This window comes from Amycolatopsis sp. NPDC051102, from assembly GCF_040682815.1.
Lineage (GTDB): Bacteria > Actinomycetota > Actinomycetes > Mycobacteriales > Pseudonocardiaceae > Amycolatopsis.
Map to the genome: position 1 here is coordinate 668,497 of NZ_JBFBBT010000002.1, position 21,530 is coordinate 690,026.

General features: G+C 71.4%; 21 protein-coding genes. 5 read left to right on the top strand and 16 right to left on the bottom strand.

All coding sequences use genetic code 11. The features are described 5' to 3' along the window. Positions 1 to 14: 14 nt before the first annotated feature. Complete coding sequence (locus tag AB0M93_RS09020; RefSeq protein WP_364270016.1) at positions 15 to 617, top strand: TetR family transcriptional regulator; 603 nt, start codon at positions 15 to 17, stop codon at positions 615 to 617. Positions 618 to 682: 65 nt separating this feature from the next. Here AB0M93_RS09020 and AB0M93_RS09025 read toward each other — a convergent pair whose 3' ends face one another. The 3 genes from AB0M93_RS09025 to AB0M93_RS09035 form a co-directional block, all read right to left on the bottom strand. Beyond that, on the bottom strand, positions 683 to 1,702 hold the full coding sequence (locus tag AB0M93_RS09025; protein WP_364270018.1) for a hypothetical protein: 1,020 nt from the start codon (positions 1,700 to 1,702) through the stop codon (positions 683 to 685). Positions 1,703 to 1,721: 19 nt separating this feature from the next. Beyond that, positions 1,722 to 2,276 (bottom strand): sigma-70 family RNA polymerase sigma factor, encoded by a 555-nt coding sequence (locus AB0M93_RS09030; protein ID WP_360272816.1) that lies wholly within the window; start codon positions 2,274 to 2,276, stop codon positions 1,722 to 1,724. A 142-nt stretch (positions 2,277 to 2,418) separates the two neighbouring features. After that, positions 2,419 to 2,619, bottom strand: a complete 201-nt coding sequence (locus AB0M93_RS09035; protein WP_364270020.1) for a hypothetical protein — start codon at positions 2,617 to 2,619, stop codon at positions 2,419 to 2,421. A 212-nt stretch (positions 2,620 to 2,831) separates the two neighbouring features. On the opposite strand from AB0M93_RS09035, the gene AB0M93_RS09040 reads away from it, so the two are divergent. Beyond that, entirely contained in the window at positions 2,832 to 3,650 is an 819-nt protein-coding gene (locus AB0M93_RS09040; protein ID WP_364270022.1) for a hypothetical protein, read from the top strand. A gap of 62 nt (positions 3,651 to 3,712) precedes the next feature. On the opposite strand, the gene AB0M93_RS09045 is transcribed toward AB0M93_RS09040, so the two are convergent. The 5 genes from AB0M93_RS09045 to AB0M93_RS09065 form a co-directional block, all read right to left on the bottom strand. Continuing rightward, positions 3,713 to 4,465, bottom strand: a complete 753-nt coding sequence (locus tag AB0M93_RS09045; protein WP_364270024.1) for an ATP-binding protein — start codon at positions 4,463 to 4,465, stop codon at positions 3,713 to 3,715. A 66-nt stretch (positions 4,466 to 4,531) separates the two neighbouring features. Further along, complete coding sequence (locus AB0M93_RS09050) at positions 4,532 to 6,403, bottom strand: CheR family methyltransferase (RefSeq protein WP_364270026.1); 1,872 nt, start codon at positions 6,401 to 6,403, stop codon at positions 4,532 to 4,534. Positions 6,404 to 6,413: 10 nt separating this feature from the next. Further along, the gene (locus tag AB0M93_RS09055; protein ID WP_364270028.1) at positions 6,414 to 7,178 is read right to left on the bottom strand and encodes an ATP-binding protein; all 765 of its coding nucleotides are present in this window, start codon (positions 7,176 to 7,178) and stop codon (positions 6,414 to 6,416) included. After that, positions 7,175 to 8,182: a chemotaxis protein CheB gene (locus tag AB0M93_RS09060; protein WP_364270030.1), complete on the bottom strand. Its 1,008-nt coding sequence runs from the start codon at positions 8,180 to 8,182 to the stop codon at positions 7,175 to 7,177. Before AB0M93_RS09060 ends, AB0M93_RS09055 begins: the two co-directional genes overlap by 4 nt. 139 nt (positions 8,183 to 8,321) lie before the next feature. Continuing rightward, a complete protein-coding gene (locus tag AB0M93_RS09065; RefSeq protein ID WP_364270032.1) occupies positions 8,322 to 9,380 on the bottom strand; it encodes an Lrp/AsnC family transcriptional regulator in 1,059 nt (352 codons plus the stop codon). 97 nt (positions 9,381 to 9,477) lie between these two features. Between AB0M93_RS09065 and AB0M93_RS09070 the strand changes: the two genes are divergently transcribed. After that, positions 9,478 to 10,185: an SDR family NAD(P)-dependent oxidoreductase gene (locus AB0M93_RS09070; protein ID WP_364270034.1), complete on the top strand. Its 708-nt coding sequence runs from the start codon at positions 9,478 to 9,480 to the stop codon at positions 10,183 to 10,185. A 19-nt stretch (positions 10,186 to 10,204) separates the two neighbouring features. Here AB0M93_RS09070 and AB0M93_RS09075 read toward each other — a convergent pair whose 3' ends face one another. The 5 genes from AB0M93_RS09075 to AB0M93_RS09095 are packed head-to-tail and all read right to left on the bottom strand — an operon-like array spanning position 10,205 to position 14,930. Next, positions 10,205 to 11,011, bottom strand: a complete 807-nt coding sequence (locus tag AB0M93_RS09075; RefSeq protein ID WP_364270036.1) for an alpha/beta hydrolase — start codon at positions 11,009 to 11,011, stop codon at positions 10,205 to 10,207. Beyond that, positions 11,008 to 11,352, bottom strand: a complete 345-nt coding sequence (locus tag AB0M93_RS09080) for a DUF4387 domain-containing protein (RefSeq protein ID WP_364270038.1) — start codon at positions 11,350 to 11,352, stop codon at positions 11,008 to 11,010. The genes AB0M93_RS09075 and AB0M93_RS09080 overlap by 4 nt, the downstream gene beginning before the upstream one ends. Further along, positions 11,345 to 12,709, bottom strand: coding sequence for an acyclic terpene utilization AtuA family protein (locus tag AB0M93_RS09085; protein ID WP_364270040.1), 1,365 nt, complete (start codon positions 12,707 to 12,709; stop codon positions 11,345 to 11,347). The genes AB0M93_RS09080 and AB0M93_RS09085 overlap by 8 nt, the downstream gene beginning before the upstream one ends. A gap of 5 nt (positions 12,710 to 12,714) precedes the next feature. Continuing rightward, positions 12,715 to 13,668 carry a phosphoglycerate dehydrogenase gene (locus tag AB0M93_RS09090; protein ID WP_364270042.1) on the bottom strand — a complete coding sequence of 318 codons (954 nt, stop codon included), beginning with the start codon at positions 13,666 to 13,668 and terminating at the stop codon, positions 12,715 to 12,717. Beyond that, on the bottom strand, positions 13,665 to 14,930 hold the full coding sequence (locus AB0M93_RS09095) for an MFS transporter (RefSeq protein WP_364270044.1): 1,266 nt from the start codon (positions 14,928 to 14,930) through the stop codon (positions 13,665 to 13,667). Before AB0M93_RS09095 ends, AB0M93_RS09090 begins: the two co-directional genes overlap by 4 nt. Before the next feature lie 77 nt (positions 14,931 to 15,007). Between AB0M93_RS09095 and AB0M93_RS09100 the strand changes: the two genes are divergently transcribed. Next, positions 15,008 to 15,736: a GntR family transcriptional regulator gene (locus AB0M93_RS09100; protein WP_364270046.1), complete on the top strand. Its 729-nt coding sequence runs from the start codon at positions 15,008 to 15,010 to the stop codon at positions 15,734 to 15,736. A gap of 1 nt (position 15,737) precedes the next feature. On the opposite strand, the gene AB0M93_RS09105 is transcribed toward AB0M93_RS09100, so the two are convergent. From AB0M93_RS09105 to AB0M93_RS09115, 3 genes are read right to left on the bottom strand one after another with little or no spacing between them, the layout of a single operon-like run. Next, a complete protein-coding gene (locus AB0M93_RS09105) occupies positions 15,738 to 17,792 on the bottom strand; it encodes a hydantoinase/oxoprolinase family protein (RefSeq protein ID WP_364270048.1) in 2,055 nt (684 codons plus the stop codon). Then, the gene (locus AB0M93_RS09110; RefSeq protein ID WP_364270050.1) at positions 17,789 to 19,396 is read right to left on the bottom strand and encodes a hydantoinase B/oxoprolinase family protein; all 1,608 of its coding nucleotides are present in this window, start codon (positions 19,394 to 19,396) and stop codon (positions 17,789 to 17,791) included. The genes AB0M93_RS09105 and AB0M93_RS09110 overlap by 4 nt, the downstream gene beginning before the upstream one ends. Beyond that, a complete protein-coding gene (locus AB0M93_RS09115; protein ID WP_364270052.1) occupies positions 19,393 to 20,487 on the bottom strand; it encodes a tartrate dehydrogenase in 1,095 nt (364 codons plus the stop codon). The genes AB0M93_RS09110 and AB0M93_RS09115 overlap by 4 nt, the downstream gene beginning before the upstream one ends. Positions 20,488 to 20,582: 95 nt before the next feature. Here AB0M93_RS09115 and AB0M93_RS09120 point away from each other — a divergent pair, with 95 nt between their 5' ends. Then, positions 20,583 to 21,527 carry a LysR family transcriptional regulator gene (locus AB0M93_RS09120; protein ID WP_364270054.1) on the top strand — a complete coding sequence of 315 codons (945 nt, stop codon included), beginning with the start codon at positions 20,583 to 20,585 and terminating at the stop codon, positions 21,525 to 21,527. Positions 21,528 to 21,530: the final 3 nt, after the last annotated feature.

Genomic DNA, 21,530 nt, shown 5'->3' on the forward strand with positions numbered 1-21,530 from the left:
GGTAGGGTGGGCCGGTGGAGGACGAGGGAGCCATGCCGCTCACGCTGCGTGAACGGTCCCGGCTGATGGTCGGACGGGAGATCAGCGACACCGCGCTGCGGCTGTTCACCGAGCAGGGCTTCGAGCAGACGACGATCGCGCAGATCGCCCGCGAGGCCGGGGTTTCGCAACGGACGCTGTTCCGCTACTTCGGCACCAAGGAAGACCTCATCGGCGGCGGCGAAGACACGTTCGCGGCCGTCTTGACGGAGACCGTCGAGAGCCAGCCGGCCGAGGTGTCCGCCTGGACCGCGTTGCGCGCGGGTTTCCTCTCCGTGCTGGCGCCCGCCCGGCAGGAGCAGGTGCTCGAGCGGATGCGCGTGATCCTCCGCGCCGCTTCCCTGCGAGCTCGCTTCATCGAGAAGCGGCTCCGCCTGCAGGACGCGCTGCTGCCGGTCATCGAGGCGAGGATGGGGATCGACGAACCGGACCGCGACCCGCGTGCGCGCACGCTGGTCGCCGTCGCCTCCGCCTGCGCGGACGCGGCCCTGGAGACGTGGGTCGCCTGCGACGGGCGGATCGGACTCGAGACGCTCTTCGACCAGTGCGCGGCCACGATCCGCACCGACTGCGGCTGACGTCTGCCCGACGACACGGGAGGGCCGAGATGATCTCGGCCCTCCCGGACGGTTCGGGGTGAGGATCAGATCTTGCCCGCCGCCACCTCGGCGAGGGTCACGCGGGAGGACTTGTAGTTCACCACGTAGTGCTTGGACGATTCCGCCGAGGTGATCTCCTCCCGGATCGGCAGGCCGTTGCCGGCGTCGATGACGAGGACGTCCGTACCGCCGTCCAGGATGGCGGGGGGCGCGGTGAGGGTCAGCGCGGCCCGGCCGTCGACGTCGGTCTTGCCGACGACCATGCCCGGGATGGTCGCGTACAGCTTCAGCACGCCCGCGCGGACCTCCGCGTCGGCGGCGTTGGCGAACAGCGCGTGTTCGATGTTGCTCACCAGGTGGTTGTTGACGAGGTTCTCCAGGTCCTTGCCCGTCGGACGCGGTTTGGGGCCGGGGAACGGCTTGCCCATCTTGCGGAACAGCTCCGCGGTCTCCGCCTGGGCGGCCGCCCAGGCCTTGTCCGCCTCGGCGGGGCTCAGGCCGACTCCCAGTGCATTGCCGGACGCGGTGATCATCGCGATCCTGGCCTTGTCGACGTCGCCGTTCGCGGCGAGACGGGCCGCCGCCATCACCTTCCCGTCGTACGGCGTGGCAGGCTGGGCGTCACCCCGGGCGACGGCGTCCACCAGGGACTTCGCCGAGTCGCCCGTGAACTGCCGGCCCTTGTCGGTGTAGAGGGTGTAGTTGAGGTCCGGCTTGTTGTCCAGCCCGAATTTCGTGTTGATGATCAGCGACGCGTCTCCTGGCTGCGTCCCGGCCGCCTGAACCGCGGAGGCCAGCTTCACCAGTGGCGCCTCGACCGCCTGCGGGGCCGCGTCGGACGGGCCGGCCGGGACGCTGCCGCCCGACGTACCCACCACCACAGCCGCCGCGACGGCAGCCGCGCCCGCCGCGGCGGCGCTGACCTTGGGCCAGGAGAACCAGCGCTTCGGCGGCACGACCGTGACCACGGGTTCGTCCATCGCCGCCTGCAGCGCCGTGCGGGCACGGTCGTAGGCCTCGGGACGGGGGGACGGCACGTCACGCAGGTTTTTCATGAGATCCATTTCGTCCATGGGGTGTCTTTCACGTTGTCGGGACTTGCAGCAGCGCGACCACTTCGGGGGCTTCACGCAATGCCTTGCGCGCCTGATGCAACAGGCGGCGGGCCGTGCCGGCCGGGATGTCGAGCACCCGGCCGGCCTCGGCGACGGTCAGGTCTTCCCAGGCCACCAGGCCCAGCACCTCCCGCTCTTCCGGTTTGAGCCGAGCCAGTGCCCTGCTCAGCAGTGCCTGCGTGTCCACGCGGGCATCCACCGCCGGCCAGGGATCCCAGTCACTCGCCACGCCGGTCAGGTCCGACGCCGGCTCCTCGGCCGGTTCGGACCGCCAGTGCCGGCGCAGCCTGTTCAGCGCGACGCCGTACAACCAAGGCCTGGCTTCGGGATACGAACGGTCGTAGTTCGCACGGGACTCGTAAGCCGCCACCCACACATCGCCGAGCACGTCCTCGGCGGCCTGCCGCCCCACTCGGCGCGCCAGGTAGTTCCCGAGCGCGGTCTCGTGCCGGCTGATCACTTCCACGAAGGCATCGGTGTCTCCGCGCAGCGACCTACCGATCAGTTCCGCGTCTGACGACATGAAGCTCCTCGGGTTTCGCTTCGCCCTGACACCCCGTCTTTGCCAACGCGCGCCCAAAGCGTTCAGGCTATGGCACCCCATGACGAACGTCGCTGGTCAGGCGCCTGCCGGGTGCGAGCCCGGGCGCCCGTGGCGAGTCCGGTCAGCTCTCGGCGGGGTCGAGCAGGATCAGCGGCAGCGCGTCCTCGTCGCGGAACAGCGATTGGCCACCACCCGGTGCTTCGCTCTCCTTGCCGAGCGCTTCTTCGGCCGATTTCGCCGCCGATTTATGTGGACCGGGTGCCGGTGTCGGCTCAGACGGGTCGGATATCCGCCGCATATCCACCGGGAACATTTCCTCCACGTTGACACCCCTGTCGGAAAATGGTCAACGTCACCCTTGGTTAGACGCATAGAGAAGTTGGCCTTGCAAATCACTGAATCGAGTGAATTTGGAGCGTGGCTCGTGGAATGATCGGTCGTGCTCGGCGTATCGTCGGTGATTCGCGCTGTTGAACGGCTTGGTTTCGGGGAGCCGGCGGCGATCAGAAGACCTGACGGAAGGCGAGCCGGGGCGTGGACTCGCACAGCCTGCTCGACTGCGATGTTTCCGGGTTGCAGGGCGCGATGGTCGTGTGTCCGACGGGCGTGCTGAACATCCACAGCTACCCGGTGTTGCGTGATTGCCTGCTGAAATGCGCGGCCGACCAGCCGCGGGCGGTGATCGTCGACCTCGAGCGGCTCGAGATCAGCCACGATTTCCTGATCAGTGTGTTCGTGTCGGTGTGGATGCAGGTTTCGCGGTGGTCGACGGTGCCGCTGATGCTGGTTCCCGCTCCGGCGCAGGCGGCGATGTTCCAGCACAGCCCGACGCGTCGTTTCGTCACCCTCCACGCGAGCGTCGGCACCGCGCTGGAGCTGGCGGACGAGCCGCCGCCGCGGCACCGCACCGAGCTGTGGTTGCCACCGTCGGAACGCAGCGTGCTGGCGTCCGCGCGGTTTGTCGCCGATACCTGTCACAACTGGGGAATCGAAGCACTGACCGCGGACGCGGTCGTGGTGGCGAACGAGCTGGTGGCCAACGCCGCGCGGCACACCACGTCGCCGGCGACGCTGCGTTTGGAGCTGTGGCGGGGAAGGCTCACGGTGGCGGTTGCCGACGATGACCCGCGGCCGGTGCTGTTACCGCGGCCGGACAGCACCTCGGCGGAGCCACGGGGTGGCCTGCTGCGCGTCACCCGGCTGGCTCGTGCGGCAGGCTGTTCGCGCAGGCGCTCGAGCGGCAAGGTCGTCTGGGCGGTACTGCGGATGCCGGAGGCATCGCGACCGGGACGGCAGCCCCGAGAGGGGCTCGGCCCGCGGCCCGACGCCGTCGACCGCGAGCCGGACGCCTGATCGATCACCGGCGGTAGTCAGGACGTCTGAGCCGGCTGCGGCCAGGAGGTCCACGATCCGGTTCAGCCGCGGTGGCCGGAGGTGAGGGTCGCCCAGACGACTTTGCCGCCGGACCAGCGGCGGCTGCTGCCCCACGTCCGTGCGGTCCGGGCGACGATGCGCAAGCCGAGTCCGGGCTCGCGCAGGTCGGTTCGCTCGATGAGCGTCGCGGGCCGGGGACTGTCGTCGGAGACCGCGATGGTCAGCAGGTCCCGGCGAAGGTCGAGGCGTACCTCGGGTGCGGACGTGGTGTGCCGGAGCGCGTTTCCGACGAGCTCTCCGACGATCAGCGTGCCGTCGTAGACGAACTCGGGTGCGTCCCAGTTCGTCATGACCTCCCGGAGGAACGCGCGGGCGAGCCTCGTCGCGCTGTCGGCGCGGGGGAACCCCCGCTGGGCCCACCGGCGGATCGGGACCGTCTGCTGCTGCTCGGCTGCCTCCACGTCGCCGTGCACGGCGACGAACCGGTCGATGCCGGAGCGGTGGAAGGTGTCCAGGTGGAACGGCTGCCGGGTGACCAGGGAGAACGGGATGCCGGGCCAGTCGCCGATCCGGCGGGCGACCAAGGGGAAGACGGTGGCCGGGGACAGTTCGCTGATCCGCAGCCCGTCCACGTCGGCGATCAACCCGGGTGGGCCGTCGGCGGCGACCTTCAGCAAGCCGTCGCGCAAGAAGCCGTAGCCGGAAAGGTCGAGTTCCCCGGTCACGGTGACCAGGGTGCTGGCGAGCCTGGCCGAGGGCGCCAGCGTGACACTCCGGTCACCGCGTCCCGTCACGCCTCCCCCGCTGACGACGCCCGTCGAGGCCGGACGTCCACCGCCTCAACCTACTCCCCCGCCGAGTCACCGCGATTCCGGCTGCAAGACGGCCGGAGCTTCTTCCATCAGCAGCAGAGCGCCATGGCTCTGGCCGTCGGCGGCGCGCAGCGCGCTGCACAGCAGCCGGACGACCGCGGAACGGCCCCGGCGGTTGATCGCGTTCAGCTTCAGCTCGGTTTGGAAGCCGGCGTCGGCCAGTGCGTCGCGCACAGCCGGGCGAAGCTCGGTCAGCGGCAGCCCGATGTCGAGGTTGAGCAGGTGCGTGCCCTCGGCCTCTTCCCGGCGGACGCCCCAGAGGTCTTCGGCGCCGCGGTTCCAGGCCTTGACCCGCATTTCGGTGTCGATCACGACGATCCCGGCCTGGATCGAGGTCAACACGGACTCCAGGAAGTCGTTCAGCTCGTCCAGTTCGACACTGCGGTCACGGAGGGCGTCGTTGATGGTCTGCAGCTCGTCGTTGGTCGACTGCAGCTCTTCGTTCATGGTTTCGAGCTCTTCGTTGGTGGACTGGAGTTCTTCGTTGGTCGTCTCCAGTTCCTCCACTGTGGACTGGAGTTCCTCGTTGGTGGTCTCGAGCTCCTCGTTGGTGGACTGGAGCTCCTCGTAGGCGGATTCGAGCCGGCGGTTGGTGTGCTCCAGTTCGGTCAGCAGCAGCCGCGCCCAGCTGACGTCGTGGAACACCACCGAAACGCCGAGCAGGCTCTTGTCCCGGCCCACCAGCGGGTTCACGTGCACCTCGTACCAGACCGTGTCGCCGCCCCGCCGCCACTCGACGTCCTTGACCCGCAGCGACCGCCGTTCCAGCCGGGCTTGCTCGACGTAGGGGCGCAGGCCGACCGGACGGTACGACACATCGAGGTCCCACAGCTTGCGCCCGATGTCGCGGTCGTTGAGCGCGAACGAGAGCTCCGCCTGCTGGTTGATCAGGGCGACCGTCTCGTCGGCGGTCACCACCAGCTGGGCCACCGGGCTCGCGGAGAAGGCGTGCTCCCGCAGCTCGTCCAGCCCGGACACCTCGACCGGCCGCCGTCCGGGCGAGCCGGGAGACACGAAGTGGTTGTAGCCGGCCGAGCTGCCGGCCACCTTGCGGAAGATGCGCCGTTTGAGGTCGAGCGGCTCGAAGATGCGGGTGTGGCTGAGCAGCATTTCGGCCTTGCCCAGGAACATCAGCCCCCGCGGCGCCAGCGCGAAGTGGAACCGCTCGAGTATCTTGGTCTGCGTCTCGGCGTTGAAGTACATCAGCGTGTTGCGGCACACGAGCAGGTCGATCCGCGAGATCGGGGCGTCCTGGACCAGGTCGTTGCGGCCGAAGATCACCGACCGGCGCAGGTCCTTGCGGAAGCAGTACCGGCTGCCCTGCAGCTCGAAGTACTGCTCCAGCTTGTCCTCGGGCAGCCCTTCGACCTCGGCCGGGGTGTAGGCCGCGTGCCGGGCCTGGGCGAGGGCTTCCTCGTCGACGTCGGTGGCGTAGATCTTGACGCGCTGCCGGAAGGCCTCCACCCCGATCGCGTCGGCGAACGCGATGGCGAGGCTGTAGGCCTCCTGACCGGCGGCGCAGCCGGCGCTCCACACGCGGATCGGCTCCTCCGGGCTGCGCTCGGCCAGGAGCGCCGGAATGGCCTCGTCACGCATGAACGCCCAGGCCTCCGGGTCGCGGAAGAACCCGGTGACGTTGATCAGGATGGTGTTGAACAGCGCGACGAACTCATCGGCGTTGACCTGGAGCTGGTCGATGTACTCGCCGTAGCTCCCGGCTCCGGCCTGGGACATCCGGCGCTGGACCCGCCGGCGCAGGCTGCTGCGCTTGTAACCGGTGAAGTCGAAGCCACGCGACTCCTTGAGGTACGCGAGAACCGACTCGAACTCACCGTCGTCTTCCGGCTGGGGCTCCGTCACGCTCCGCACGCTACCCGCCGAGGTCGTGGCGGGAGCGGCCGCTCCGCGCGAGCACGGCCCAGACGACCTTGCCCCCGGTCCAGGACCGGCTGCACCCCCACACCCGGGCGGTCCGGGCGACCAGCTGCAGCCCGAGGCCGCCGTCCCCCCGGTCGGGCAGCTCGCGCATCACGGCCGCCCGTGGATCGTCGTCGGCGACCGCCACGGTGAAAACACCGCCCCGCAGCTCCAGCCGGAGCCGCGGGTGCGACGTCGTGTGCACGATCGCGTTCTCGACCAGCTCGGTCGCGATCATGAGCGCGTCTTCGATGTGTTCCGGCACGCCCCACTGCGCGCAGACCCGCTCGACGAACGACCGGCCCAGGGCGGACGCACGCGGCGACGCGGCCAGCAGCTGCACCGCCCGCCGCCGGGGCGGCCGGTCCCGGGCCCGTTCCGCCGCCACGACGTCGGGGTGGACGGCCACGAACCGGTCCACCGTCTGCGCCGCCAACCGGGCGAGGTGGTCCGGGCGGTCGGTCACCACCGCGAACGGGATCCCCGGCCACTCGCCGATCCGCATCGCGATCACCGAAAACACCGTCACCAGGGTGTCGGCGTCGACCTCGAGGCCCTGGATGTCGGCGATGATGCTCTCCGGCGCGTCCGCGGCCGCCTTGAGCACGCCGTCACGCAGCTCCGGATAATTGGCCAAGGTCAAGGTGCCGGTCAAGGTCGCCACGGTCGACTCCGGCCGGTACCGCGGTACCAGCTTGAGGTCGCCTTCGGTGGTCACGGGTTCGCCTCGGTCTCTTGGGAAAGGGCCAGCAGGAACCGGCGCAGCTTCTCCGCGGCGGTCGCGCATTCCCGGGCGGTGCTGCCGTAGCGGCCGGTGAGGCTGCCGTGCCCGCGTCCGGCGGCGTCCTGTTGCATGCGCCGGGCGAGGGCCGCCTTTTCGTCCAGCGAGCGCAACGCCGTCCACAGCGCCCGTTCCAGTTCGGTGTCGCGCGCGGCCAGCAGGGCTTCGGCCGACCAGGCGTGGCCGATCCGGCAGCGGTACCGGCCGGGCTGCTGCCCGATCTCGAGCAGGGGACCCTGGCAGTCCGGGCAGCTGTACCCCGCCTGTGCCGCCAGCTCCTCGGCGACCGCGCCACGCCGGACGCCGTCACGCGCGATCCGGTCCTCCAGCAGCAGCGCCGGGGAGGGCGGCTCGGCCGGCGGGGTGCTCGCCGCCGTGCGGGCCAACCGGTCGAGCACCTTGCCGAGCACGTCGGCGGGGTAGACGTGGTCCGTGCGCACGCAGGCGAGGGCGCTTTCCGGCATTCCGGGGTAGAGGGCGTCCGCGGGGTCCTGCACCATCGCGAGGCCGCCGCGTTCCACCACCGCGCTCAGACCGGCGGCGCCGTCGTGCAGAGCGCCCGAAAGGATGACGCCGATCGCGCGTGGCCCGGCGGCGACCGCCGCGGACCGGAAGGTGGCGTTGATCGCGGGCCGGTGCCCGTTCTCGGTGGGGCCGTGGCTGAGCATGAGTGCGCCGTCGTCGATGAGCAGGTGGTGATCGGGCGGCGCCACGTGGATCACACCCCTGGTGAGCGGCGCGGCGTGGGTCGCCGGGACCGCTCGCAACGGCCCGGCGCGGCTGAGGATCTGGGGCAGCGCGGTCGGTGCGCCGGGAGCGAGGTGCATGACCACCAGGACGGCGGCGGGGAAGTCGGCCGACAGCGACCGCACGGTCTGGCGCAGCGCCTCGACACCGCCCGCGGAGGCGCCGATCACCACGACATCGCGTTCGAACGTCACGGCGGTCACCTCCTCACCCCGGCCACGGTAGTCGCATCGGCGCCCAAGGGTCAGTTCACCGGCGGCAATCGGACCCGCGCCCTGCCTTGCATCGCCCGGCGGCTGAACTCTGCCGACGGCCGGGAGCGCGCGAAGGCGGCTATCCGGACGTGACGCGCGCAGCGTGAGGTGGCGCGACGAGGCGGTCGCCGGCCAGCAGCGTGCCGGCCTGCTTGACCTGCCGCAGCACCGGGGAGACCTCCATGCTCTGCAGCCCGGCCAGGGAGCCCAGGCGATCGGAGGTGAATTCGAACAGTTCGTCGAGGTCCCGGCAATGCGCGACGGCGTGGAGGTTGTGCGGCCCGGACACCGCCGCGGCGAAGGCGATCCCGGGCTCCCGCGCGAGCGTGCGTCCGGCTTCCTTCACCGCTGACGGGTGCACGCGCAGCCACAGGTTCGCCCGGGCGTGGTAGCCCAAGGCGGCGGCGACGATTTCGACGTCGATGTGGACCACGCGGCGGGTGAGCAGGTCGTGAAGCCGGCGTGACACCCGCCCGGGCGTGGAGTTCGCTGCCGCGGCGAGGTCGACGAGGCCGGCGCGGCCGTCCACGGCGAGGGTGTCGAGGATCTTTTCGTCCTCGGCCGTGAGGCGCGCGGGATCGCGGGCGACGACCGGGGCTTCGGTGAACGGGGCACCCTCGCTGCCGAGCAGGGCTTCCTGCTCCGGGGACAGCACGCCCTGCAGGTCGGCCCAGTAGTGGCCGCGGCCGCCCATGAACTGGCGGAGCATGGCGAAAGCGTTGAAGTCGAGCACGGCCGCCGTGCGGGGCAGCCGCCTGCCGAGCAGGTCTTCCCGCTGCTGCCGGGTCCGTGACTGGGTCGCGCAGGTGATTTCGCAGCCGGCCGCGCTCAGGGCCACCCAGTTGACGTCCTCGCGCTTGGCCAGTGCGTCGGCAATCGTCTCGACGCTGCCGGGACGGCAGCGAAGCCGCACGAGCCACCGGCTTTGGGCCAGCGCTCCCGGGTTGACGACGCCCGCGACGCGGATCACGCCGTCGGCGTGCAGCCGCCGGTAGCGGCGCCTGACGAGACCTTCGCTGAGGCCGATCGCGGCCGCGATCGACGCGAACGAAGCCCGCGGCGCGACCTGCAGCGCCCGGATGATTCGCACATCATCGGGCCCGACAGCGTCGGATTCGAACATCGCGGCACTCGCCATGTCCGGAATCCTACAGAAAGCCGGTCTCGAATCGCCTCGACGCGATCGCCGCGGCCAGACTGGCGACGTACCGGAAAAGAAACGGAGCTGACGCCCGATGTCATCCACAGACCAGAACCCGACCGCGCTCATCGTCGGGGCCTCACGCGGCCTCGGTCACGCGATGGCGGCCGAATTCCTCGACCGAGGGTGGCACGTCGTCGGCACGGTCCGCGACACCGACGCCCGGACCCCGCTGCACGACCTCGCCGACCGGGCCGGCGGCCGCGTCACCGTCGAACACCTCGACATCACCGAGCCCGGCCACCTGCCGCCCCTGCACGAACGGCTCACCCGGCGCCGGCTCGACCTGCTCCTCGTCAACGCGGGCACCACGAACAACGAGCACACACCGATCGGCGCGGTCCCGACCGCCGACTTCGTCGAGGTGATGGTCACCAACGCGCTCGGCCCCATGCGCGTCATCGAAGCGCTCGAAGACCTCGTCTCCCCCACCGGGCTCATCGGCGCGATGTCGTCCGGGCAGGGCAGCATCACGAACAACACCACCGCGGGCCGCGAGGTGTACCGCGGCAGCAAAGCAGCCCTCAACATGTTCATGCGCAGCTTCGCCAACCGCCAAGCCGAGACGGAGCGCGCTTTCGTTCTCCTGGCGCCGGGCTGGATCCGCACCGAGCTCGGCGGGCCGGACGCACCGTTCACCGTCGAAGAAAGTGTCCCGTTGCTCGTGGATGTCCTGCTGTCCCGAGCAGGCACACCCGGGTTGGCGTACCTCGACCGCTCGGGGCGAAGCGTGCCGTGGTGAGGTGCCGGACGAGGCCGGCTCATCCGGGCAGCAAGCCGGTGAAGAATTCGACGACCGGCGGCCGGGTGCCCGCGGCGCTGTGGCCCACCCCGGGGACCACGACCTGCCGGACCGCGGTGCCGTGCCAGGTCAGGCTTTCGGCCAGCCGGGCGAGCTGCTCCGGGCGGCTGTGGCCGTGGTCGCCCATGACGGCCAGGTCGGCCCGGCCGTCGTCGTCGCCGCCGATGACGAGCAGCACCGGCACCCGGGCGACCGCGGCGGGGTCCACGGTGATCCCGAACCGCTGCCGGGTGTCGCCGATGCCTTCCGGCCAGGCGAGCGAGTCGTCGAGCAAGGTCACGCCGCCGGGTGCGCCGACCGCGACCGCGGCGACCCGGTCCGGGTGCAGGTACAGGAAGCGGTGGGCGAACTGGCCGCCGCCGGAGTGCCCGGACAGCAACACCTTGCCGACCCGCGCGTTCCACCGGAACCGGACCTGCTCGAGGATGCCGAGCAGCACCCGGTCGAACCGGATCCCGTGGGCGTCGACGAGCTTGTAGCCGTGCACGTCGTCGGGATCGTCGATGCCGACCGGGAACAGCGGGAGCACGACGATGACGTGGTGCTGTTCGGCGAAGGGGATGAGCCCCTCGCGCAGCTCCCCGACGCTGCGGCCGGTCCCGTGCACGGCCACCAGGACGGGCAGTTCGGCGTCCGGGGTCCAGCTCGTGGGGATGTAAGCGCAGTAACTGCAGCGCGGCTCGTCCGGTGCGACGAAGAACGGGGTGCGCTTGGTGAGCAGACGGCGGCCGGGGTGCGCCACCGGCAGGTCTTCGACACGGATCACGGGCTTTCCTCCAAGGGGCGGGTCGACGACGGGACCGGCATGCGGGCGAGGGGAACGTGGTGCTGGCCCGCGTGGATGTCGCGGTCCCGCAGCGACCCCTGGCCGACCGGGCGGGGGAAGGAGATCTTGACGACGTTGAGCGACGGGATCCGGAACAGCCGGACCGCCTTCTCCTCGACGCGGTAGAGCTGCGCGATCACGCTCTCGTTGAGGAAGGATTCGTCCGCGGCGAGCCGGTAGCCCTCGGTGTCGCGCATGAACAGTTCCATCGTCACCCAGAACGGGCCCGCGTTCTTGGAGCGGACTTCGTGGGCCAGATCCGCCAGAGTCGTTTCAGGCATGGGTTTTCTCCCCCAGCTCGGTTCGGAACAGCTCGGCGGGATCGCAGTCCACGACGTGGTTCAGCACGAACTCGTACGCCGCGCCGCGCTCGACCTCCGCGGGAGAGAACGGGAACGCGAGACTCGGCAGGTAGTTCATCCCCGGCGTCGGCAGGTGCAGCATGAGCGGGTTGGCGACCTTGGCGACCGCCGTGGCCGTCGCCTGGTCGGGCGCGTTGACGAGCAGCATCACGCCGACCTCGCGCGGCGGCCCGCTCTCGGGCTCGAGGTCGTCCAGCACCGCGTTGTGGCCGTAGAGGCGGAGATCGAAGGCGTACTCGTCGTCCGCCAGCCCGAGCGTCTGCCCCACCCGCTGCGTGATCATCGTGCGCATCAGCTGCGCCCACGCGTCGATGTCGGCGAGGATGAGCGGGTCCCGGATGGCCGAGAACGACACGGTCTCGTAGCCGGTGATGCGGGCGCCTTCCAGCTTGATCGTGTGCTGATCGGCAATGTGGAATCGCGACCCCTCGACGCGGACGATCCGGTCGTCGAGCGCGGTGTACCGCGCGTCCCGGACGTCGAGGGTGCCGGCGGGCTCCCGCATCTCGAACGGGTCCGCGGACTCGTAGAGCATGTGGGCGGCCACCGAGATCGGCGTGCACGCCACCTCGGGGTCGAGCGGCTCGATGGTGAAGCCGTCCGCGTCGATGGTGGCGAGAACCCCGCCCGCGCGCGGGTTGCTCGTGCACTGGCCGCCGCATTCGACGATCTTCGCGGCGTGCCAGGTGGGCCCGGCGGGCATGCCCTTCATCAGCGGGTACGCGGCCGCCACCGCGGTGTCGGTGGCGCGGCCGGCGAGCACGACCTGGGCTCCGGCGCGCAGCGCCGCGACGATCGGTTCGTGCCCCATCGCGCCGACGATGTGCGTGCAGCTCTCGAGCGTCTCGGCGGTCAGCTCTCCCAACGGGGGCAAGGGATGCACGCGGCCCGCGTCGAGGTGTTCCTTCAGCTCGGCCGCGTTCTGCTCGCTGTAGATCCGCGCCACCTTCAGGTCCAGGCCTTCTTCGGCCAGCACGCCGGCGGCGATCCCGGCGATCCAGTCGACGCCGCGGTCGGTCCCGCTGGTGCCGCAGGAGCCCACGATCACCGGGATGCCCGCGCCCGCGGCGGCCGTGAACAGGCTGCGCAGATCGCGGGCCACGGCCTTGGCGGTCGTCTTGGCCGTCGCGGACCCGAGGTAGTACGGGCCCGAATCCGTCGAGCCGCCGTCGATGCTGATGACGTCGGCGCCCAGTGCGATGCCGCGCTCGACGGTCGCGTGGTCCCAGCCGGCGCCGAGCATCCCGCTCGGGGCCAGCACGCGCACGTTGTCCATGTCCCTCATTTCTCTCGGTTCACCATGAACTGCGCCCGGCCCGCAAGGGCGGCGACCAGTTCCTCCGCGCCGCGCAGGCCGGCGGCCCGGCGGGCTTCGGCCGTCTGCCCGGCCAGGTGGGAATAGACGACGATCCCGGCCAGTCCGCGCAACGGGCTGTCGGACGGCAGCGGCTCCTCGGCGACGACGTCGAGCGCCGCGCCCGCGATCTCGCCCGACCGCACGGCCGCGACGAGCGCGTCTTCGTCGACGATCGCGCCACGGGCCGTGTTGATCAGCAGCGCTGCCGGCTTCATCTGTTTGAAGGCCACCGCGTCCAGCAGTCCCCGGGTCCGGTCGGTGAGCGCGGTGTGCACCGAGACGTAGTCCGAAGTGGACAGCAGCTCGGGCAGCCCGGTGAACCGGACCCCGGGATCCCGCAGCTCCGCCGGGACGTTCGTCGTGCAGACGACGTTCATGCCGAACGCGCGGGCCAACGGCACCACGGCGCGCGCCACTGCGCCGTAGCCGATGAGCCCGAGCGTCGAGCCGCGCAGTTCCCGGCCGTCCTCGCGGGGCCAGTTCCCCGCGGCCACGCCGTGGGCGGACTGGACGAGCCGCCGGGCGCCCGCGAGCAGCAGGCCGAGGGTGTACTCGGCCACGGCGTTGGCGTTGACGCCGGGCAGGTTGCTCACGGAGATCCCGAGCCGGCGCGCGGCGGCGACGTCGATCGAGTCGTAGCCCACGCCGGTGCGCACGATGACGCGCAGCTTTGGCGCCCGGGCAAGGACATCCGCCGTCAGTGGCTCGTTGGCCACCAGCGCCGCGTCGATCCCGTGGAGAGCGGCCGCGAGTTCGCGAGGGTCGCGACGGCCCGCCATCGGCAAGTGCACGGTCTCCAGGCCGGAGCTTTTCAAGAACAGGTCGACGTCGTCACCGGGACGCAGATAGTCCGTGGTGATCAGCACGCGTTCGTTCACAGTGCCCGCCCGGCGGACGACCGGCGCTGCAGGGCACTGACGCGCGCGACCGCCAGCACGGCGAGCAGCGCGACGATCGCGACGTGGAGCAGCAGCAGGGACCAGCCCGTGAGGTCGACCAGGCCGCCGACCACGGCCGGGCCGAGGAAGCCGCCGCTCACCCAGCCCACGGTGTAGAGCCCGGTGTAGGTCCCGACCACGCGGTCGGACGGGGCGAGGTTCCACAGCACGACGACCGCGTTGACCAGGAACGCCGACGCCCCCGCGGACGCCACGCAGAGGCCGGTGACGACCCCGGTGGGCGTCCGGACCACGGTGCCGAGCACCATGCCGGCCACGAAGATCGTCATCCCGACGGTCATCACGCGCAGCCGGCCGAAGCGTTCGGCGAGCCTCGCCACCGGATAGGCGGCCACGATGAAGGCCACGCCGCTGGGCAGCGTCAGCCCGCCCGCTTCGCCGCGGGACAGGCCCAGCACCTCCATGCCGTAGGGCGTGATGAGCGCCCGCGAAGCAGCCCACGCGCCGCCGAACAGCAGGATGGACGCGATGAGCAGCAGCCGGCTGTGGTCGGCGTCCCGCACGATGTCGAGCACGGTGTCCCGCACCCGTGCGGCGGGTGCGGCCCGTTCGCGTTCTTCGTCGAGGGCGACCTGGTAGGCAGGCGACCGGCTGTCCCGCACGTTCGCGGCCAGCACGATCAAGGACACCACCATCAGGATCGCGGGGATCGCGAACGACAGCTTCGGATACGTGTCGATCAGGAAGATGCTGATCAGCGCCGCGACCATCACGGTGAGGCTGGCCGCGATCTTGACGACGGCGTTGGCCCGGCTGCGCCGCTCGGGCGGGACGAAGTCCGGGAGCAGGGACTCGGCGATCGGCTTGAACGAGTTCGCGACCAGCGCGTAGCCGAACATCGTCAGGATCAGCAGCGGCAGCGACGCCGCGGCGTGCGGGATCAGCAGGAACAGCAGCGCGGCCACCGGCATCCCGACGAGGAGGTAGGGCATGCGCCGGCCCCACGAGGTGCGCGTGCGGTCCGACCGGTTGCCCATCCACGGCTGGATGAAGATGCCGAGCACGTTGTCCATCCCCATCAGGAGACCGATCAGCGCGGCGCTGCCGATGTGTTCGCGGAGCAGCGGCGGAACCTGCGAGTCGTAGAGGTTCCACGTCGACTCCTGCGCGAAGACCGCCAGGGCCACGAAGAACGTGATCCGCCCTGTCCGCACGCGTTGTGTGCTCGACGTCGTCGTCATGCCGCCAAGCTACTTTTGCTATAGCAAGAACGTCAAGTGTTTCTTACCGACGTTGCCATGGCAGATAGAGTGACGCCATGGCAAGTGAGACCTTGAAGGGCCTGACGGCCGACACGCTGGCCGACCGCGCGTACCGCGCCATCCGCGACGCGGTCACCACCGGCGAGCTGCGGCCGGGGCAGAAGGTCACCGAGCGCGGGCTCGCCGAGCGGCTGTCGGTGAGCCCGACGCCGGTGCGAGAGGCCATCCGCCGCCTCGAACAGGACGGTCTCCTCGAACGGACCGGGCCGCGGACCGTCCAGGTCGCCGCGTTCGGGGACACCGCGATCCAGGACCTCGCCGAGGTGGAGGTGGCCCTGCGCGGGATGGTGGCCCGCTTCGCCGCGCGGCACGCGACCGCCGCCCAGCTGGACCACCTCGACGCCGTGCTCGACGAAGCCGACGACCTGCTGATCGTCATCGAGCAACGGCAGCAGGCGGGGCAGGACATCTCCCGGCACCTGGACCGGCTGCTGGACGCCATGCAGCGCTTCAACGAGGGCGTCGAGTCGTGCGCCCACAACCCGGTCCTGGTGCGCCTGCTCGGCCAGACGCGGGTGTTCTCCTGGCCGGAACGGCGGGCCCGGCTGATCGAACGCATCGCCGAGAACGACCGGTTCGGCCTCGATCGCTACGGCAGCCACCGCGCGCTCGTCCGGGCGTTGCGGGCCGGCGACCCCGCGGTGGCCGAGGCGCTCGTCATCGAGGACGCCCGGGGCGGGCTGGGAGACCTGCTCGCCGCGCCGGCCGCCGTCGCCCCGGCTTGAGTCACGGCCCGACGTCGACGAGGAGCGTCAGGTCACGGTCGACGCGGATCCGGCACTCCGGTCCGAACGCGCACGAGGACTCGCGTTCTTCGAACACCGCCGGGCCCGTGAGCTCCGTTTCGGGTCGCAACCGGGAGCGGTCCCATACCGTGGCCTCGAGCCGGCCGTGGCCGGGGAACCGGACGTCGCGGACCCCGCGGCGCGGATCGCCGTCGGCGGGCTCGCACCCCAGCGGGATGTCGTGGCCGGGCAGGTGGGCCGAGAGCCGCCAGTTGACGACCTCCGCAGGTCCGTCGAGGGAGCGCCCGAACGTCACGCGGTACGCCTCTTCGAAGGCGCCCTGAAGCACGTCGGCGTCCGCCGCGTCGGGGAGTTCGACCTCGATCGCGGCGCCCTGGCCCTGGTAGCGCAGGTCGGCCGACTGTCGCATCCGCACCTCCTCCGTGCCAGCCGGAGCCAAGACCGCGGTGGCGCGTGCGGCCATCTCGTCGTAGAGGGCGGTGACGCGCTCCCAGTCGACCTCGGTGAGCGCCGACGGCAGGCTGCGCACCTGGTCCACCGTCGGCGGGGCGACGAGAAACCCGTATGCGGACAGGACACCGGCGCGCATCGGCACGATGATCCGGGTGATCTTCAGCTGCTTCGCCAGGCCGTAGGCGTGCACCGGGCCCGCGCCGCCGAACGCCACGAGCGCGAAGCCGGCGGGATCCCGGCCCTGCTCGGACAGGTGCATCCGAGCCGCGGCTGCCATGCCCGCCGTCGCGACCTCGACGATGCCCGCGGCTGCACCGTCCGGGTCGAGGCCGAGCGGCTCGGCCACCTCCCGGTTCAGCGCCTTGCGGGCCTCGGCCGTCCGCAGCCGCATCTCTCCGCCGAGGAAGCCGGCCGGGTCGAGGTGACCGAGCACGAGGTCCGCGTCCGTGACGGTCGGCCGCTCCCCGCCGCGGCCGTAGGCGACGGGCCCCGGGACGGAGCCGGCGCTGCGCGGGCCGACCTTGAGCAGTCCCAGCGAGTCCGGGGCGGCGATCGACCCGCCGCCGGAGCCGATCTCGATCATGTCGACGACCGTCAGCCGGACCGGCAGCCCCGAACCCGGCTTGAACTTGTCGACGCGGCCCGCCTCGAAGTCGTGCCGTCGACGCGGACCGCCCGCGCTCACCACGGCGATCTTGGCCGTGGTGCCGCCCATGTCGAACGAAAGGACGTCCGGTTCGCCCAGCCGCCGGGCCACGGCGGCCGCGGCGATCGTTCCCGCCGCCGGGCCCGATTCGAGCAGCCGGAAGGGAAACTCCTTCGCGTCGGCCGAGGTCGTGATCCCGCCCCCGGAGAGCATGACGTGCAGGGGCGCCTCGATGCCCATGGCGAGCAGGTCGTCGCGCAGGCTGTCGAGGTAGCGCGTCATCGACGGCTGCACGTAGGCGTTGAGGCAGGCCGTGCTCGCCCGCTCGTACTCGCCGACGACGGGCGCGACCTCGCTGGAGAGGGTGACCGGCAGCCCGGGGCAGGCCTGCGCGAGCAGCTCCCGCACCCGCCGTTCGTGCCGGTCGTCGCGGTAGGCGTGCAGCAGGGCCACCGCCACCGCCTCGACGCCCTGTTCCACCAGGTAGGCCGCCTGCGCGAGCACGCCGGTCTCGTCCAGCGGCGCCAGCTCGGTGCCGTCGGCGGCGATGCGGCCCCGCACGCCGCGGCACAGGTGCCGGGGAACCAGCGGGCGCGCCGGCCGGGCCAGCAGGTCGGTCGTGTCGAACCTGATCTCCCGCGCCATCTCCAGGACGTCGCGGAACCCCTCCGTGGTGAGCAGCCCCACCACCGCGCCGGTGCGCTCCAGCAGCGTGTTGGTCACCAGCGTCGTGCCGTGCACGACCCCGGCGACGTCACGGGCCGGGGTGGCGGTCTCCGCCAGCAGCCGCGCGATGCCCGCGGTGATGGCCTCGTGGGGGGCGTGCGGCGTGGTGGGCAGTTTGCCCGGCCGGGTCAGGCCGCGGACCGGGTCGTGGAGCAGCAGATCGGTGAACGTGCCGCCGACGTCCACGCCGATCCGGACGGTGCGGCTCATCGGACGTACCCGCCGAGTTCGTCGGCCAGGACCAGGTCCGGCTCACGGTCCTCCGGTGCGCCGAACCCGCCCCCGCCGGGGAACGAGATGACGATCGACGCACCGGGCGCCAGCTGCGAAACCGACTTCAGCGGCACGCTTTTCCCGGTGTCGAGCACCGCCCGCGCCGCGGCCCCCGGCTCCCCTCCGGCGAGCCCGAGCGCCGGGTGGCGTTCGCGGTCGCCGAGCACCACCAGCTGGACCGGGCGGCGGGTCGGGTTGTGCACCTCGACGTCCTGCCCCAGCCCGCCGCGGCGCCGGCCTCGGCCACCGGAGCCCGGCCGGAGTTCCTTGCGCACGAACCGGAGCGGGGACGCGACCTCGAAGGCCTCGATGCTGCCGCTGCCGGAGTTCGTCGGGAAAGCGGTCGTGGACAAGCCGTCCTTCTCCCGGGACGCGCCCATTCCGGCGTTGGCGAAGAGCATCTGCGCGAAGGGACGGCCGGCCTCGTCGACGCCGGCGAACCGGACCCGCAGCGCCGGCGCTCCCCCGCTGTCGGCGATGACCCGGCCGGGCAGCACCGGCGCGAGCGCCCGGTAGATCGCGCACGACAGCAGGTGCCCGGTCAGGTGCCGCGCGACTACGGGCGCGGGGAACACCGGGTTGACGATCGTGCCCTCCGGCGCCGTCACGCTGATCGCCCGGTAGGAACCCCAGTTCGTCCGCGTGGCCGGGTCGAGCAGGATCTTCAGCGGGTACATCGAGTAGGCGCGCGTGTAGTTCAGGGTGGAGTTGACCGGGAACGGCACCTGCGCCGAGGTTCCGCCGTAGTCGATCCCGATCCGGTCACCGCGGACCGTGACCGCGCACTCGATGTGGGTCGGGTGTCCCTCGACACCGTCGGCGTCGACGCCCGCCCGGTACACGCCGTCCGGCAGCTCGCGCACGGCCGTCCGCATCGCGGTCTCGGCCAGCGCGTGCACCTCGGCGGCGAACGCCTCGAAATCCGGCTCGCCGAAGTCGTCGAGGAACTCCTGCGCGCGCCGCCGGCACACCGCGTGCGCCGCGGCCTGCGCCTCCAGGTCACCCCACAACGGTTCGGGGAGGCGGACGTTGGCCAGCAGGAGATCCTTGACCCCCGGCTCGACCCGGCCGGCCCGGTACAGCCGCAGCGGCGGGATGAGGACGCCCTCGGAAATCAGGTCGGTGGCGCCCAGCGCCGGCGTCCCGCCGATGTCCGGCGAGTGGGCGGCAGTCCCGGCGAAGGCGACGAGGGTGCCCCGGTGGAAGACCGAAGTGATCATGGCGATGTCCGGCAGGTGCCCGGTGGCGATCCAGGGGTCGTTGGTGATCACGACGTCGCCGTCCTGCCAGTCGTCCGCCGGGAACCGCTCCAGGACCAGCCCGGTCAGCGAGCTCATCAGGGCCGCGAAGCCGGGGATGCCGGCCCGTGACTCCGCCATCGTGCGCCCGCGGCGGTCCATCAGGACGACGGTGTAGTCGTTGGATTCGCGGATGATGGTCGAGAAGGCCGTGCGCAGCATGGTCGACGCGGCCTCGTCGGTCGCGGACGCGAGCCGGTCCCACTGGACCTCGAGGCCGACCGGGTCGAACGCGGGCGTCATGACGCCACCACCTTCCGGTGCGCGATCTCGGCGGCGATCGCCGTGCCCAGGCCCTCGGTCGTGCCTGAGCCGCCGAGGTCGGGCGTGAGCACGTCCGGCTGTTCGGCGAGCACGTTCTCGATCGCGGCCAGGACGGCCGCGGCCGCGGCGGTCTCGCCCAGGTGGTCGAGCATCATGGCGCCGCTCCAGATCTGCCCGACGGGGTTGGCGATCCCGCGCCCGGCGATGTCCGGGGCCGAGCCGTGGACCGGCTCGAACAGGCTCGGCCACGTCCGGTCCGGGTTGATGTTGGCGCTCGGGGCGATCCCGATCGTCCCGGCGCAGGCCGGTCCGAGGTCGGAGAGGATGTCGCCGAAGAGGTTGCTGGCGACGACGACGTCGTACCGCTGCGGCTGGAGCACGAACTTGGCCGCGAGGATGTCGATGTGGTCCTTGTCCGCGGCCACTTCCGGGTACTGCTCGGCCATCAGTTCGGCGCGTTCGTCCCAGTACGGCATGGAGACGGCGATGCCGTTGCTCTTGGTCGCCCACGTCAGGTGCTTGCGAGGGCGGGCGGCGGCGAGCTCGAAGGCGTGGCGCAGCACCCGGTCCACGCCGATCCGGGTCAGCACGGTCTCCTGCAGCACCGTTTCGCGGTCGGTGCCCTCGAAGATCCGGCCGCCGATGCTCGAATACTCGCCTTCGGTGTTCTCGCGGACGACCAGGAAGTCGATGTCGCCGGGCTCGTGATCACGCAGCGGGCTGCGGACCCCGCGCAGCAGCCGGACCGGCCGCAAGTTGACGTACTGGTCGAAACCCCGCCGGACCTGCAGGAGGCTCCCCCACAGCGAAACGTGGTCGGGCACCACCTCGGGCCACCCGACCGCGCCGAAGAAGATCGCGTCGAAGCCGCCGAGCACCTCCTTCCAGTCCGGCGGCAGCATCTCGCCGTGCCGCACCCAGTACTCGGCGCAGGCGAATCCGTAGTGGACGGTCTCGAGTTCGAACCCGTGGGCTTCGGCGGCGGCCTGCAGGCACCGCAGCCCTTCCGGGACGACCTCGCGGCCGATGCCGTCGCCGGGGATGACGGCGATGCGGTAACGCTGGGACACGAGCTGCTCCTGTCGATCGGGTCGGCACGCGCTTCCACCCTGATCGGCGGTGCGCCCCACGACAAGAGCGGCCGAGGCAACCTATCCTTTCGCTCATGGAAAGGGTGACCACTTCGATCGACGACCTCCGCTTCTTCCACGTCGTCGCGGCCAGCGAGACGCTGACGGCAGCCGCGCGCGAGCTGCAGTGCTCGCTCCCGGTGGTCAGCAAGCGCCTCAGCGCACTGGAACGCCGGCTCGACGCCCGCCTGGTGCACCGCGGCACCCGGCGGCTCACGCTGACCTCCGAGGGCGAACTGTTCGCCGCCCGCCTGGAGACGATCCTCGACCAGGTGCACGAGCTGGAGGACCTGGTCACCCCCCGCTCCGGCGACCTGCGGGGATCGATCGTGGTCCAGGCCACGCTCGGCCTCGGCCGCGCGCACGTCGCCCCGCTGCTCGGGGAGTTCACCGCCGCGCATCCCCAGGTGAGCGTCCAGCTCCGCACGTCCGCGCTCCCCCTGCGGCCGCACCGGCGCGAGTTCGACCTGGCCGTCCACGTCGGAACGCCACCGGACTCCTCGCTGCGGATGCGCCGGCTGGCGAAGAACCGGCGGGTGCCGTGCGCCGCACCGTCCTATGTGGAGCAGCGAGGGCTGCCCGAGCGGATCGAGGACCTGGCCGGCCACGACTGCATCGTGCTCCGCGAAAACGACGGCGACTTCGCCCTGTGGCGCTTCGGAGACGCCCGCAACCCGCGTCAGGTGCGCGTGCGCGGCCGCCTGTCGAGCAACGACGGAGACGTGGTGACCGGCTGGGCGCTGCAGGGCTACGGGGTCATCATGCGCTCCGAATGGCAGATCCGCTCCCACCTCGAAAGCGGCGCCCTGGTGCGCGTCCTGCCCGACGTGCCGACGCCACCGGCCGACATCTACGCACTCCGTTCGGACGACGTCCACGTGCCCCGGCGGATCAGCGAGCTGATCAAGTACCTGGCCGCGCGGCTGCCCGGCCGGATCGCCGGGACCCCGGCTTCGCCACCTGGTTCACCCCGGCGTTGACCG